Source organism: Victivallis sp. Marseille-Q1083, assembly GCF_903645315.1.
Lineage (GTDB): Bacteria > Verrucomicrobiota > Lentisphaeria > Victivallales > Victivallaceae > UMGS1518.
The window spans coordinates 2,264,164-2,278,792 of sequence record NZ_CAHJXL010000001.1 but is presented as its reverse complement, the minus strand read 5'-3'; the positions used below and the strand labels follow the sequence as shown (position 1 = coordinate 2,278,792).

Annotated in this window: 16 protein-coding genes; 8 read left to right on the top strand and 8 right to left on the bottom strand. The window is 59.1% G+C overall.

Annotated features, from left to right (window positions below):
* Positions 1-3: 3 nt before the first annotated feature.
* Complete coding sequence (locus HWX74_RS09290) at positions 4-795, bottom strand: hypothetical protein (RefSeq protein WP_176013273.1); 792 nt, start codon at positions 793-795, stop codon at positions 4-6.
* Positions 796-799: 4 nt separating this feature from the next.
* On the bottom strand, positions 800-1,693 hold the full coding sequence (folD, locus tag HWX74_RS09285) for a bifunctional methylenetetrahydrofolate dehydrogenase/methenyltetrahydrofolate cyclohydrolase FolD (RefSeq protein WP_176013272.1): 894 nt from the start codon (positions 1,691-1,693) through the stop codon (positions 800-802).
* A 279-nt stretch (positions 1,694-1,972) separates the two neighbouring features.
* Here folD and HWX74_RS09280 point away from each other — a divergent pair, with 279 nt between their 5' ends.
* Genes HWX74_RS09280 through HWX74_RS09270 form a run of 3 tightly spaced genes read left to right on the top strand, consistent with a single transcriptional unit; the run spans position 1,973 to position 5,103 of the window.
* Complete coding sequence (locus HWX74_RS09280) at positions 1,973-2,377, top strand: MerR family transcriptional regulator (protein ID WP_176013271.1); 405 nt, start codon at positions 1,973-1,975, stop codon at positions 2,375-2,377.
* Positions 2,370-4,130 (top strand): VWA domain-containing protein, encoded by a 1,761-nt coding sequence (locus HWX74_RS09275; protein WP_176013270.1) that lies wholly within the window; start codon positions 2,370-2,372, stop codon positions 4,128-4,130. Before HWX74_RS09280 ends, HWX74_RS09275 begins: the two co-directional genes overlap by 8 nt.
* Before the next feature lie 7 nt (positions 4,131-4,137).
* Complete coding sequence (locus HWX74_RS09270) at positions 4,138-5,103, top strand: iron ABC transporter permease (RefSeq protein WP_176013269.1); 966 nt, start codon at positions 4,138-4,140, stop codon at positions 5,101-5,103.
* 16 nt (positions 5,104-5,119) lie between these two features.
* On the opposite strand, the gene HWX74_RS09265 is transcribed toward HWX74_RS09270, so the two are convergent.
* The 6 genes from HWX74_RS09265 to panD all read right to left on the bottom strand — a co-directional run bounded on the left by HWX74_RS09265 (position 5,120) and on the right by panD (position 10,933).
* Positions 5,120-6,148 carry a hypothetical protein gene (locus HWX74_RS09265; protein WP_176013268.1) on the bottom strand — a complete coding sequence of 343 codons (1,029 nt, stop codon included), beginning with the start codon at positions 6,146-6,148 and terminating at the stop codon, positions 5,120-5,122.
* Positions 6,148-6,636: a 2-C-methyl-D-erythritol 2,4-cyclodiphosphate synthase gene (gene ispF, locus HWX74_RS09260; protein ID WP_176013267.1), complete on the bottom strand. Its 489-nt coding sequence runs from the start codon at positions 6,634-6,636 to the stop codon at positions 6,148-6,150. Before ispF ends, HWX74_RS09265 begins: the two co-directional genes overlap by 1 nt.
* Before the next feature lie 3 nt (positions 6,637-6,639).
* Positions 6,640-8,844 carry a type IV pilus twitching motility protein PilT gene (locus HWX74_RS09255; protein WP_176013266.1) on the bottom strand — a complete coding sequence of 735 codons (2,205 nt, stop codon included), beginning with the start codon at positions 8,842-8,844 and terminating at the stop codon, positions 6,640-6,642.
* Positions 8,841-10,127 carry a DUF975 family protein gene (locus HWX74_RS09250; RefSeq protein WP_176013265.1) on the bottom strand — a complete coding sequence of 429 codons (1,287 nt, stop codon included), beginning with the start codon at positions 10,125-10,127 and terminating at the stop codon, positions 8,841-8,843. Before HWX74_RS09250 ends, HWX74_RS09255 begins: the two co-directional genes overlap by 4 nt.
* Positions 10,128-10,249: 122 nt before the next feature.
* Complete coding sequence (locus tag HWX74_RS09245) at positions 10,250-10,549, bottom strand: hypothetical protein (RefSeq protein ID WP_176013264.1); 300 nt, start codon at positions 10,547-10,549, stop codon at positions 10,250-10,252.
* Between the two features lie 12 nt (positions 10,550-10,561).
* Positions 10,562-10,933: an aspartate 1-decarboxylase gene (gene panD, locus HWX74_RS09240; protein WP_176013263.1), complete on the bottom strand. Its 372-nt coding sequence runs from the start codon at positions 10,931-10,933 to the stop codon at positions 10,562-10,564.
* A gap of 380 nt (positions 10,934-11,313) precedes the next feature.
* On the opposite strand from panD, the gene HWX74_RS09235 reads away from it, so the two are divergent.
* From HWX74_RS09235 to HWX74_RS09215, 5 genes are all read left to right on the top strand, one after another.
* Positions 11,314-12,267 carry a ribose-phosphate pyrophosphokinase gene (locus HWX74_RS09235; protein ID WP_176013262.1) on the top strand — a complete coding sequence of 318 codons (954 nt, stop codon included), beginning with the start codon at positions 11,314-11,316 and terminating at the stop codon, positions 12,265-12,267.
* Positions 12,268-12,349: 82 nt separating this feature from the next.
* Positions 12,350-12,961, top strand: a complete 612-nt coding sequence (locus tag HWX74_RS09230; protein WP_176013261.1) for a 50S ribosomal protein L25 — start codon at positions 12,350-12,352, stop codon at positions 12,959-12,961.
* Positions 12,962-12,993: 32 nt separating this feature from the next.
* Positions 12,994-13,611: an aminoacyl-tRNA hydrolase gene (gene pth, locus HWX74_RS09225; RefSeq protein ID WP_217704909.1), complete on the top strand. Its 618-nt coding sequence runs from the start codon at positions 12,994-12,996 to the stop codon at positions 13,609-13,611.
* 43 nt (positions 13,612-13,654) lie between these two features.
* Positions 13,655-13,981 (top strand): 30S ribosomal protein S6, encoded by a 327-nt coding sequence (rpsF, locus tag HWX74_RS09220; protein ID WP_176013260.1) that lies wholly within the window; start codon positions 13,655-13,657, stop codon positions 13,979-13,981.
* Between the two features lie 49 nt (positions 13,982-14,030).
* Positions 14,031-14,627 carry a single-stranded DNA-binding protein gene (locus tag HWX74_RS09215; protein ID WP_176013259.1) on the top strand — a complete coding sequence of 199 codons (597 nt, stop codon included), beginning with the start codon at positions 14,031-14,033 and terminating at the stop codon, positions 14,625-14,627.
* Positions 14,628-14,629 lie beyond the last annotated feature (2 nt).

Genomic DNA, 14,629 nt, shown 5'->3' with positions numbered 1-14,629 from the left:
TCCTCACCAACGCACTGCGGCAAAATAACCGAGCGTCAGCAGCAGGGCGCCCAGCAGAACGGCGATGACGACCGGCAGGAACAACGCCAGCCCGAAACGCACCAGCTGCCCGAAAGAGAGCGACAACAATTCCGGCAGCACGCCGGCGGTGTTGGCGGCTTCGCCGCCCGCCGCGGCGTTCCGGCCTTGCAGGCGTTCATAACGGCTGAGCGCCCGCAGATATTCCAGCCGGACATTTTCAAGCATTCTGGCCGAATTGCGCAGGTTTTCCGGGGTGATTTCCGAATCGCCGTTTTCGATTTCCGCCAGTTTGCAGGTCAGAAAATCGGCGAAAAATTCGGTTTCCTTGTATTGCTCCCGCTGTTTTTCGAGTTCGGTCTGCAGTCCGGAATGCTCCCGGTGCAGCCTGGTCAGAAGGTCCCGGCGGGTTCGTTTGATCTCGGCGATGCGTTGCCGCACCGCTTTTTTTTGTTCCTCCGCCGGCGGAGGAACGGGCGGCACCGCTTCCGGAGCGGCAACCGGCTCGACCGGCGGCGCGTCCGCCCGGGAAGGAACCGGTTCCTCAATCGCCGGCGGTTCCGGCCAAGTCGGCAATCGCTCCTCCTCCGGCTGAACGGCATCTGCCGCCCGGCCCGTACTTTCCGGCGAAGGAACTGCTTCCGGCGGCGCCATCTCTTCCGGAGCGGCCGCCGTTTCCGTTTGCGCGTTGCGGGCGGCCGCCATCGCTTCCGCATGCTCCCGCAGACGGTCGCGCATGTGGACGAGGTTGTCGCTGATGAAATCTTTTCTGCTCATCTTATCATTCGCCGAGCCGATGTTGCAGCCGGCAGGCCTTCAGGGTGTTGGCCATCAGCATGGCAATAGTCATCGGACCGACGCCGCCGGGCACCGGCGTAATATAGGACGCCAACGGCGAAACTGCCTCGAATTTGACATCGCCGACCACCCGGTACCCTTTGGCGGCGCCGGCGTCGGCGACCCGGTTGATGCCGACGTCGACGACCACGGCGCCGGGTTTGACCATATCGGCGGTGACGAATTCCGGCCGGCCGATCGCGGCGATCAGGATGTCAGCCTGCCGGGTGAAACTGCCGATATCCGGGGTACGGGAGTGAACGCAGGTCACCGTCGCGTTGGCGCCGGACGCTTTCTGCAGCAGCAGCGCCAGCATCGGTTTGCCGACAATATTGGAACGGCCGAGGATGACCGCGTGTTTTCCGGCCGGATCAATCCCGTACTCCCGCAACAGCACCATGACGCCATACGGCGTACAGGGAAAGAAACCGTCGGTTTTGCCGATCAGCATTTTGCCGACATTGACCGGATGGAAACAGTCGACGTCCTTTTCCGGCCGGATTGCGGCGATGACCGCTTCCTCATCAATTTGCGGCGGCGGCGGCGATTGCACCAGAATGCCGTTGATGCGCGAATCGCGGTTCAGCTCGTCGATCAGGCGCAGCACCTGGTCCATCGTGGCATCGGCGGGCAGCACCCGCTTGTCGGAGTAAATGCCCAGTTCCAGGCATCTCTTCTCCTTGCTGTTGACGTAAATCCGGGAAGCCGGATCGTCGCCGATCAAAACGACGGCCAGGCCGGGCTGGATATGATGTTCACAAAGCCGGGCGCAGGCATCGGCGGTTTCCCGGTTGATTTTCGCGGCGATTCGTTTCCCGTCAATAAGTTGGGCGGTCATATCGGTCAATGCTCCTCTGTCTGTTGGATTGAACGGGCAGTTTTCCGCAACCCGTCCGGCGGTTTTTCTGCTTTCCACGGTATTTTCGGACCGGGTTTCGGGAAACCGCTCCCGATTGAACAACGGTATAATATCTTACAGAACGGAGAACAAATCAAATTCACAGCGGATTTTTTTCCGGATACGATGGAAATTCATGTTTTTAAAATTGCTTTTTTTATCGGAAATATTACTTTAAGTTCGGGGTTACTAATTTTTACAGACAAAAGGAAATATGGCATGTACGACCTGGAGTCCTTGACGGAAGCCGCCGGTACGACGATACGGGACGTCAGATATTATATCCAGCGCGGCGTACTGCCGCCGCCGTTGAACAGTTCGAACGGCAGCTATTATACGGAAGATCACCTGGAACGCCTGCGGCTGGTCGTCGAACTGGCCGGCAAAGGCGTGCCGCTCAGCCGGATCAAATATTGCCTCGACCAGGTGGAACAGGGCCAGGATGCCGCCGGCCTGCTGCCGAAACTGGACCTGCCGCCCAGGCTGCGCCAGGAACGGCTGCTGTTGAGCAACGAAATTTCCCTGCATTATCCGCCGGATTTTTTCAACGAAGCGGAACTGTTGGATATCGCCGGATTTTTCCAGCAACTGCTGACGGCGAAAGCGGGAGGCGGCAATGGCTGACTTCAATCACCTGCTGACTTCCGTCGATTTCAGCGGCACTCTGACGACCAAAACGGTCGATCTCACCGTCCGGCTGTCGTTCGTGAACCGCGACCGGGTCAGCCATGAAATGGTCTATTTTTTTCGCAGCACCCCGCAATTGGATGTCTATGATTTTAAAATTTACCGGCCAAATGATCATCGGGAGGCGTCCCTGCTGCCCCGCCTGGAAGCCGGCCGGCGGTATGCGCAGGCGCTGGAAGAGGGCCGGCCGGCCGCCAAATTGACCAGTTATCCGTATCATGTCTGGGAGCTGTGCCATTCGCGGCTGGAGCCCGGTTGTGAAATCATTGTGGAAATCAAGCTGTTCGGCGCGATGATGCACCATTCCGGCCGTTCGGTGCTGCAATTGCCGCTGACGATCGTACCGTTCAATATGCCTTCCGAAGTGACGCCGGAGCATTTCAGGATGGTGGCGCCCGAATTCTGCCGCAAAGTCGGTTACGATTGTTCGATGCGTTTTGAAGTGCCCAATGCCGACGACCTGCAGATCGAGTCGACGACCCATGCGCTGCGGGTTGCCCGCCAGGGGAACAAAGCGGTCGTCGAACTGACGGAACGCTGTGCGCCGGACCGGGATTTCATCCTCCGCCTGCAAAAGCGGGACGGGATGCCGGATTTCTGCTACGCCATTCACAATACGCCGGACCAGTTGCGCGCCCAGTTGTATTTCCGGCCGGCAATCGAGCTGGAATCGCTGGTCGCGGAAAACCGGCGGCAGGAAATTGTCTTTATGCTGGACCAATCCGGTTCGATGACCGAAAGAGGGCGTCAACTGGCGTTTCAGTCGCTCAATAAGATGCTTGCCAGCCTGACCGAACAGGACAGCTTCAATGTGCTGAGCATAGCCCGGGAAACCAGATTGCTGTTTCCGCATTCGGTGCCGGTGACGCCGGATAATATCTCCGCTCTGCTGCAACAAATTCCGGTCGGGGACCATACCTTTCTGCGGGGCAATGACCTGATCGGCGCGCTGGAAACGGTATATCGCATACCGCCGTTACCGGCGGCGCGGCGTTCTATCGTCATCCTGACCGACGGCGGTTACTGGTTCGGCGGCCGGCTGGAACCGCTGCTGAAAAGTCATCCCGAGGCCAGGATTTTTCCGGTCGCGGTCGGCGAAGCGCCGTTTACCTCTTCGCTGTTCAAACTGGCGTTCATCACCGGCGGAGTGATCGAAGTGGTCGTCCGGCCCGCCGATGTCGAAGGCGCGATGATGCGCCACCTCACCCGGATCATCCAGCCGCCGGCCCGTTTGAAGATCACGGTGGAGCGGGGCGAGGCGCTGATACCGCCGATGCTGCCGCCGGTCTACGACGGCGACGACTGGGATATCCTGCTGCTGTTCAACCACTGGGAAAAGGACACGGTGGTCCATATTGAATACGAAGTCGGTTCCCGGCGCTATTGCCGTGACGTCCCGCTGGTAATTTTTGAAGACGAGATGCTGTCCGAAGCGGATTTACGGGTCCGGAAACTTTACCCGCAGCAGCACCGCGTCCATCTGACCAATTCGCGGGTCCGCAACCTGACCCGGCCGTTTCTGACCGGCTCCTTGTTCTGTGAACGCGACCGGCCGGTTGCCAGCCCGGATTTCGATTATCCGACCACCGTAGTGGTCCCGCTGCAGTTGCTGCCCGGCAGTGTAACCGACCATCTGAATATCTATGAATTATTTGAAAAACAGGCGCCGCCGGCCGGAACGGATGGTTGAATCAGTCATGAAATCGACCAATTTCCGGATCGGTCTGGTGTTGTCGGGCCTGACGGTCGTCGCGTTTGCGGCCGGCTTGAGTTTGGGCTCCGGAGGGCTGGCCGTCTTCGACCGGGACAATCCGCTGGCCCCGATCCTGTTGAAATTGCGGCTGTGCCGGACGCTAACGGCCTTCATCGTCGGCGGCGCTTTGAGCGTGGCCGGGTTGATTTACCAGGCGGTGTTGCGCAATCCGCTGGCCGAACCGTTCGTTCTGGGAGTGTCCGGCGGCGCCGGGCTGGCGGCGGTGGCGGCGGTCTGGAGCGGACTGACGTTGACGATGGTCTGGGCGCTGCCGGCGGCGGCGCTGGGGGGGGCGCTGCTGGCGCTGGCGGTCGTCTGGCTGATTGCCGGCAGAGAACCGCCGGAATTTTCCAACAACGCGCTGCTGGCCGGCGTCATCGTCAGTTCGCTGGCCTCCAGCGGCATCATGTTTTTCATCAGCACGCTGGGCATGCGGGAACTCAACAGCATCACCTGGTGGCTGCTGGGCAATCTGCAGGGCGGCAACTGGCCGCTGCTGTGGTTCGGCGGAACGACCGTAATCATTTTAGCCGCGCTGCTGACCTGGTACGGACGGGCGGTCGACCTGCTGACGCTCGGCAGCGAGTTGGCCCATAATTTCGGCCTGCCGCCGCGCCGGGCCAGTTGCCTGCTGCTGCTGGCCGCTTCGCTGCTGGCGGCGGTAACGGTGGCGATGGCCGGCATCATCGGTTTTATCGGTTTGATCGTGCCGCACATCCTGCGCCGTCTGTTCGGCGTCGAACACCGTCTGCTGATTCCGGCCGGAATGGCGGGCGGCGGCGCTTTTCTGATCTTTTGCGATACGCTGGCCCGGCTGGCCTATCCGGCCCAGGAACTGCCGGTCGGCGTTATCACCGCATTGCTGGGCGGACCGTTTTTCATCTGGCTGCTGCGGCGCGGCAGACAGTAACCGCCAGCCGGCCGCCTTACCATTCGGCGGTCAGCGCAATGACCTGGTGCTCGAAGTCGAGCAGCAGTTTTTCGGTATCCTCCGGAATTTTTTCGGTCAGCGGGCAGACGAACGATATCGTCCGGCCCGGCCCGATTTCAACGGTTTGCACCGCGTCCACCGGCGGCGGCAGCGCAACAATCGCCTGCGGGGTCAGAGCGATGAAACGGTCCGGCGGCAGCAGCAGGGTCTGGGCGGCCGCGTCGCCGGGATTGCGGAGCGTGATGAACAGTTGGCGGCCATCGGTCCGGAAGGTGCCCCGCAAACGGTTTTCCACCACGTTCCGGACGTACGGCTGGAACGCCAGCGAAGCGGTCACCTGCCGGGCGGTATGAAGATATACGGCGAAAACGACGCCCAACATGCCGAAATAGATCAGCAGGCCATATTTGATCCAGAACAGTCTCCAGAATGGTTTGGCATACGTTTGAGCCGGATTCAATCTGCGCTGACCGGCGGTTCGATTGGAAAATTTTTTTCGCAGAACGGCACCGGCCGGCAGCCAGCCCCGATAATATCCCCACAGCAGGAGCATAACCAGGAATCGAAAACGGCGCGGAGGCAGCGTATAGACGACAAGCTGTTCGGCAGTGGCGATGAAAACGTATTCCCCGACCGCTTCGACCCTGACCGGAAGCGTCGCCAGCGGCAACCGGTAGACCGACTGGGTCGTCGACCACAAATTGACCAGCATCACCGACTCCGTCGTGTGAAGCACCAGCGCGCCGGCGCCGTCCCGCCTGATGACCTCCGGCCGGACCGGGGTATTCAGTACCGCAATCGTGTGCTCCCGGCCGGCAAACGAGGACCGCCGAATCGCGCCGGCCGAGCGGAAGCGCCGTTTCAGCAGATAAACGATATCGCCAAGCGCCGCCGACTGCCGCCGGTGATTGGCCGGGTCCGTCTTTTCCAGTTCGGCGGCCGCCTCCTCCCGGCCGGCCGGCACCAGCGCGGCTTCCACTCTGCCATCCCGATAAATGAGCTCCGCCGGTTCCATTTTTTCCATCAGTCGCGATCGCTCCTTCTCCGCAACAAGGCAACCGCACTGGCGGCAATGCCTTCCTCGCGGCCGCAGAATCCGAGTTTTTCCGTCGTCGTCGCTTTGACCGACACCCGGTCCGGCGCCAGATGCATGACCCCGGCCAGCTTCCGGCGCATCGCGTCGATGTAACCGGCCAGTTTGGGGCGCTGGGCCATGATGGTAAGGTCGACATTTTCAATCTGCCAGGCCGCAAACGGCTCCCGCGCCAACAGCTCCGCCAGCAGACGCAGACTGTCGGCGCCGCGGTAACGCTCATCGGTGTCCGGAAAAAATTTACCGATGTCGCCCAGCGCCAGCGCGCCCAGCAGCGCGTCCATCAACGCATGGGCGGCGACATCGGCGTCACTGTGGCCGAGCAAGCCGGATTCATGCGGTATTTCCACGCCGCACAAAATCAATTTGCGGCCGGAAACCAGCCGGTGAACATCATACCCCTGTCCGATGCGGTACATGATTCAATACTCCTTGACGGTTCGGTAAATCCGGCGCAGACTGTCGTAGTCGGCACGGCTAATCAACGCTTTGCCGTAAAGTTCATCCAACGCTTTGTCCATCGTGATCATGCCGTCCTTGAAGCTGGTTTCCAGAATGGAAGCCAACTGGCTGGTCTTGCCGTCGCGGATCAATGCGGCAATCGGCGGCGTGCCGACCATCACTTCGAAAGCGGCGACCCGGCCATTGCCGTCCTGCCGCGGAATCAGCCGCTGGGCGATCACCCCCAGCAGCGTGCCGGCCAACTGAATACGGATTTGCGGCTGCTGATGCGGCGGAAAGGAATCGACGATCCGGTCGATGCTCTGCGGCGCATTGCTGGTATGCAGCGTGGCAAACACCAGATGGCCGGTTTCCGCCGCAGTGATCGCCGCCGCCATCGTTTCGGCGTCGCGCATTTCGCCGACCATGATGACATCCGGGTCCTGGCGCAGCACGTATTTGAGCGCGTTGGCGAAGCTGAGCGTGTCGGCGTGCAGCTCGCGCTGCTCGATGATCGATTTGTCGTGGGTATGGACATATTCGATCGGATCTTCGACGGTGACGATGTGGTAGGAATATTTATGATTGATGCAGTCGACGAGGCTGGCCAGCGTCGTGGTCTTGCCGTGGCCGGTCGGGCCGGTGACCAGCACCAGCCCGCTCTTCTTGTCGCAGAAACGGACCACCGAGGCGGGAATCAGCAGGTCTTCCGGCGTCGGAATCCGGCGGGGAATCACCCGGAGCGCCGCCCCGACATGGCCGCGCTGGAAAAAGCCGTTGATCCGGAAGCGATACGCCTCGGCCGGCGCGTCGGCCGGAGCCCGGCTGGATTTCAGTTTGATGGTCAGCGCGAAATCGATTTCCCGCCGTTCTTCGAACTCCGCCCGCTGGCGCGGCGACAGAATGCTGTACAGCAACTGCTGGGTTTCATAGGGGCGCAATACGTTGGTATCCAGCGGCAGCAGGAAACTGTTGACCCGCAGCATCGGCTGGGAGCCGACCGTCAGCAGCAGATCGCTGGCGCCGTTGCCGACCGCCGCTTTCAGCAGCTGTTTCATATCCAGTTCGGCCGTTTCGAATTCCGTCGCCTCGAAGTTGTGACGGAAAGAGTCGTTGCCGCTCTCCATGCCGCGCTGCAGCAGTTCGAACTCCTCCCGGTTGGTCACGAAGCGCAGCGCCTCGTTCAAGGCGATCTGCCGGCCTCGGACCAATTCGAAAATCGCCCGGTTGAAGGTGATCATGCCGGACTCTTTGCCGCGTTTCAGCGCCTCGTCGAGATCGTTGAATTCCCGCCGGGCGATCAGGTGGCGCACCAGCGGCGTGCCGAGCAGAATCTCCACCGCCGGAATCATGCCGCTGCCGTCGGCGCACGGAATCAGCCGCTGCGCCAGGACGCCCTGCAGCGCCAGCGCGATATCTTCGGCAACCATCTGCCGCAACTGTTCCGGAAAATAGTTGATGATCCGCTCAATCGCCAACGACGTGTCTGCCGTGTGGATGGTGCTGATCACCAGGTGGCCGGTCAACGCCGCCGAGATGGCGGTCTGCATCGTCGCCATGTCGCGCATTTCACCGATGACGATGACATCGGGACTTTCACGGACGACATGCTTCAGCGCCTCACTGAAGCTGCTGGTGTCGGTATTGACCTCCCGCTGGGTGATCAAGCTGGTCTTGTCGTGGTGAAGATATTCGATCGGATCTTCGATCATGACGATATGGCGCTCGAAATGGTCGTTGATATAATTGACCAGCGCACTCAACGTCGTCGACTTGCCGCTGCCGGCGGAACCGCAAACCAGGATCAGGCCGCGCGGCGCCGCCGCCAGTTTTTCCAGCACCGCCGCCGGCAGATGCAGTTGGTCGAAATAAAGGCCGTCGCCGCTGCGCAGCGGCCGGGCGACCAACCCGGGCTGCCCCTGGGCGGTCAGGAAATTCAACCGGTAACGATGCTGCTCGTCAATCTCACAGGCGGCGTCGGCGCCGCCGGTCCGCTGGAATTCCGCTTCCGCCTCCCGGCTGAGCACCTGCCGGCGGAAAGCGTCCAGTTCCGCCGGGGCGACCGGATGCTCGGCAATCGGGCGCAACGTGCCGAACTGGCGGACATACGGCCGTTTGCCGCCGGTGATGAACAAATCCGAAGCACCGCGGTCCAGCGTGAAAATCAAAGCTTCCTGAATATTCATTGCGCCTTTTCCTCCGGCTGCTCAGATGGCGGCGGAACGGCCGGTACGCCGGCAGCAGCAGCTCCCGTCAACTGCTCGCGAACCCGTTGGAGCATCGCCGGCGTGCACTGGAAATCATATTCCAAACAGTCGACGACCGCTGCGGGGCCGCCATTGGAAAATTCATATTGGCTCATCCTTCCGCCGCTGGGAAATACCAGCAACAGAGTTTTATCGCCGATTTTTCGGTAACTGATCAGCAGGGGAGCATTTTGGGCGACGCCCGGGGCATCTTCCGGAATTAAATCCCCCAGATAGACAATTTGTTCGCTCAGCAGCAGCGTGACATCGTAGGTCTGCCAGTTTTGACCGAATAAGGCGGTTAATTCCGCTTCGGTGGGATAACGGTGGAGAGTGGATGATTCTTTCTGGATGACGTCTCTGATTCGAGCCAGTTCGGCATTCCGCAACTGCTGCACGCTCGTCACCCCGGAAGAATCGTCGACCCCAAGCCGTTGCGCTGTGCCGACCAGAAAGGTCAAAAGGCAAAGCAGCACCGTCGGAAAGATTCTCATACCGCGATAGGGAACGTCGTCGGGCTGATTGTGGTCATCCGGCCGGATCGCATGATAGAACGAAACATAAAGCATCCCCGAAAAAGCATAAAAGAACAACATGCTTCCCAGGAAGAACAGTATGAAGAACAAGACAAAAAGTGAAATCATCTGCAGAATCCCAAACAGGATCAGTCCGGCTGCCATCAGGAAAATAAACAGCAGGAGAATAAACAGCAGAAACGCACTTAATACGATCAACTGCCAGCGGTGCCCGTACATCATCTCTTTGCTTTTGCGCATGGCCTGAAGAACAGTCATCGGTTTGTCGTCGGCAAGGATGCAAAAGGTCATCGCATAATTCAAGCCGAAGACAATCCCCGGAATGATGAACAGAATAAAGCCGATAACCACAATCAATCCGATAAGCAGAGTAGCCCCCAGGATGGTGCCGATCCGGCGGAACCCGAAAAATAAACTGCCGGCTCCAGCCGGCTGATCGCGGTCCAGGCAGATGAAAAAACGATAAAAGCCAACCGTCAACAGAGGAGAGACCAGCGTCCAGAAGCCGCCGCCGAACCATTTGCCATGAAAAAAGGGATTCCAGAATACAGAAAAGGCCAAACCGAAAATAAAAACGCTGAACAACATAAAAAAGAATGCTTTCAGCCAATGCGTTCGCAAGGTGGCTCCCGCCCGTCGGAAAAATTCCCAATAGCTTCTGACCGGTTGTAAGATTGTTCGAGCCATAATGAAATCTCCCATTATTAAAGCGTTGCTAATGGAATTATATCACATAAGATATGAAAAAACTCACTTTAACGCATAAAAAGTGAGTTTTTTTTGTAAAAAATGTCAAACAATGCGGCAGTTTATTGCGCAGCTTCCGATGCCGGTCCGGCCGGCGGCGTGATATCCGCCGGTTTGTCCGCCGCAACTTCCGCAGCTTTTTCGGCTTCAGCCGGTTCGGCGGCGGCCGGCGGGGTCGGCACCGGTTTGCGGACCGTCGTTTCCGCCGCCGGCATCGCGGCATCGGCCGCCAGATTGGCGCCGGAACGCAACTGCGGCCCGAGCCAGGCCAGCAACACGAAAGCGACGGCGATCACCGCCAGGATGATGATGATGTACTCGAGAACGGCCAGACCGGATTGGGGATTGGACTTACGGCACATGCGTCGGCTCCTTTACGAATTGAGATTGCCTTTGCGCTCGATGATCTCATTCTTGTCATTCAAAATGATCACCCGCGGCTTGAGCGCCCTGGCTTCTTCCGGCGTACAAACCGAAAAAGCCATGATGGTGACGACATCGCCGACCGCGCCCTTGTGGGCGGCCGGCCCGTTCAAACAAAAACGCCGGCTGCCCGGCGGACCGGGAATGGCGTAAGTTTCCAGCCGTTCACCGTTGTTGCGGTTGACGACCAGGATTTTTTCATAGGGCAGGATATTGGCTTCCGCCAGCAGCAGCGGATCAATTTCAAGACTGCCTTCATAATCCAGCTCGCAGGCGGTCAGCCGCGCGGTGTGGATTTTGCCCGACAACATGATTTTCTGCATAACTTCGGTACTGTTATTTATATGACATATGGTTCTGCCGGCGGCGGCCCGAAAGCAGCAGCCGGCGGCTTGCGTCATCTAATATAGCTGTTAAATTGGATTTGTACACTTATTTTATGAAAAAATGGCCCGGAAAAATTTGCAAAAAACCGAATCGAGAGTATTTTTAAGAGTTTTAAGACAATTTGTTTATTGATCGAATGAAACCTTGATCATCGCGGTTTGGCGCAGTGATCACAGCCGTCCGACCGGTCGGCGACCCGCAAGGTTTTCAAGGCATCGCCGACGGCGGTTCCGGTCGAATCCGGAGCCGGACGATGGCGTTGCCGGAAAGTGTTGCGGCGGGTTTCACTTAAAAACTTGAAACCAACAGAGAGAAAATGGAAGCAGCAACACACATTTGCGTCTACTCCGGATCGGCCAATCCGGCGTTGTCGCAGGCGATTGCCGATTACCTGGGCATTTCGCTCGGCAAAGTCAATCTGACCAAATTTCCTGATGGCGAGATTTTCGTGCAGTTCGGTGAAAACGTCCGGCTCGCCGATGTCTTCATCATTCAGCCGACCTGTTCGCCGCCGAATGAGAATCTGATGGAATTGCTGATCATGATCGACGCGGCGAAACGCGCTTCCGCCGCCCGGATCACCGCCGTGCTGCCGTTTTTCGGCTATGCGCGCCAAGACCGCAAAGACAAGCCGAGAGTGCCGATCACCGCCAAGCTGGTCGCCAATTTGTTGACGGTTGCCGGCGCCAGCCGGGTTCTCTCGATGGATTTCCATTCCCAGCAGATCCAGGGATTTTTCGATATCCCGGTGGATCATCTCTATGCCCGCCCGGCGCTGGTGCCGTATCTGAAGACCATCCTCGGTCCGGATCCGGTCGTCGTCGCGCCGGACTCCGGCAGCGCCAAGATGGCGATGTACTATTGCGACATGCTCCACGGCGGCTTCGCCATCGTCGCCAAGCGCCGTTTGAGCGCCACCAGCGTCGCCAGTTCGCATCTGGTCGGCGAAGTCAAGGACAAAGTCTGCGTGATCACCGACGATTTGACTTCCACCGCCGGTACGCTTTGCGCGGCGGCCAATTTGCTGAAGCAGAACGGCGCGGCCAAAGTGTATTGCGCCATTTCGCATTGCATGCTCAGCGAGGAAGGCAAAAAGCGGATTCTGGAAACGCCGGCGATCGAGCAACTGATCTGCACCGATGCGGTGCCGTTTGACGACGATCTCGGCGGCAAAGTCAAAGTCGTCAGCGTCGCGCCATTGCTCGGCGAGGCGATCCAACGGATTCACGAGGGCAAATCGGTTTCGTCGCTGTTCTATACCAAGGATTGAGGCGGCCCCACGGCCGGAAAAATAGCTGCCAATGAAATGTGAAAAACATTGAACCAATCATAAACAAGAAAAGGAAGACTGTATGAGCACAGTTCACGAGATTGCGGTGACCGCACGAAGCGAATTCGGCAGGAATGCTTCGCGCCGGGCCCGGAAGAAGGGCCTGGTCCCCGCCATTATTTACAGCAAAGGCAAGGAAGGACGGGCGATCTTTCTGAAGGAGAACGAATGGGAAGTGCTGAGCAAGCATGACTTCTCCGTCGTGTTTCTGAACGAAGGCGACCGGAAGACCGCCGCGGTGGTCAAGGAAGTGCAGATCAATTACATGAAGAGCTATGTCGTGCACATCGATTTCCAGGAAGTCGACGTCCACGCGGTGATCCATGCGACGCTGGCGGTCCATCCGCTGGGCGTGGCGGCCGGAACGAACCGGGGCGGTGTGCTGGATCAGTTGATGCACCACATCGAAGTCAGCGGTTCGGCGATGAATATGCCGGAAAAATTGGAAGTCAACGTCAGCGGCATGCAAATCGGCGATACCATCGCAGTCAAGGATATCGTGCTGCCGGAAGGCATCACGGCGGTTTCCGATCCGGAGATGGCGGTGTTCCACGTGATGGCGCAGAGTGCGGAAGAGGAAGCTCCGGCCGCCGCGGCGGAAGCGGAAGCGGCTCCGGCTGAGGACAAGAAGTAACCGGTTCGGCAATTCAGCGGAAAACTTGAACGATGCAGACAGCGAATCCGATCCGGCTGGTGGTGGGGCTGGGCAATCCCGGCGGAGAATATGCCGCCACCAGGCACAACATCGGATTTATGGCGCTGGATGCGCTGTTGGCCGCACTTCCCGGCAGCTTCGAGAAGAGGCACGGCCTGAACAGTTTCTACTGGCAGGGACGGTTCCGGGGACGCAATTTGTATTTGCAGCAGCCGCAGACCTATATGAATTTGAGCGGTGTGGCGGTGCGGCAATTGGTGAACAGCGCCAATATCATGCCGGAAGAAATTCTGGTGGTGCATGACGATCTGGACCTGGAGCTGGGGCGGATCCGACTGCGGCGCGGCGGTTCGTCCGGCGGTCATCGCGGGATCGAATCGATGTTGGAGGAATTGAGCGGCGGCGGGTTCAACCGACTTCGGCTGGGGATCGGCCGGGACGGTCATACGGCAGTGCCCGACTATGTGCTGTCTCCCTTCGGGGTTGAGGAGCAGCCGCTGCTCAAACTGGTCCTGGAGACGGCGACCGAAGCGGCAGTGTGCGCGCTGGCGCGCGGCGTCGGAGCGGCGATGAATGAATTCAACGGCCGCGATCTGGCCGCCGAACTGGCGGCGAAGCATTCTGTATAAGAGCAAGTGGAAGCAGAAATCAAATTTTTGGGAGGATTTTATTTTGAAAAAATATGAATCGATTTTCATTCTGGACATCCGCAAGGTTGAGGATGAAGGAGAGGCGTTCAGCAAGGAATTTGCCGCGTTCATCGAAGGACTCGGCGGCCGGCTGACCGAAGCCAAGGCGATGGGACGCAACCAATTCGCCTATGAGATCAAGAAGCGCAAAGGCGGCATCTACTGGGATTTCGCGTTTGAACTGGACGCGGTCAAAGTGATCGAGATCAAAGAAAAATACCGGTTGGACGAGCGCGTCCTGCGCAATATGACCGTGGCGGACGAGCGTCCGGAGGTGTTGCGTACGTCGCTGGTCGTCGAGCAGGCGTAAACAAACCATTTCATGAATCAACAGCCCGGAAAAATGGAGGATCCTTGCCATGGCGGCCTCGCTTAACAAAGTTTTTTTGCTCGGAAACCTGACCCGTGATCCGGAGTTGCGTTATACGCCCGGCGGGTCGGCTGTTTGTGAATTCGGCATCGCGGTCAACCGCCGTTTCGTGTCGAACAATCAGGAACGCGATGAAACCTGTTTTGTCGAGATTGTCGTCTGGGGCAAGCCGGCGGAGACCTGCAGCCGGTTCCTGACCAAAGGTTCGCAGGTGTTCATCGAAGGCCGGCTGCAATACGACCAGTGGGAGGACCGCGACAGCGGCACCAAACGCAGCCGGCTGCGGGTGGTCGCCGAACAGGTGCAATTCCTGGGCGGACGGCGCGGCGAGGACGGCGGGACGGCCGGCGACTACGGGGCCGGCCAGCCGCCGCAACAGCCGCAGCAGTATTCCGGCGGCGGCGGCGGCAACTACCGGCAGGGCGGCGGCAACGGCCCCGGCGGGTATTATCAGGCGCCGCCGCGACAGAATGAAGCGCCGCGTTACAATCAGGGCGGCGCGCCGGCCGGTCCGGGCGGCATGCCGCCGCTGCCGGACGACGCGTTCAACGTCGGCAATGACGTCGATGACGACATTCCATTTTAAAT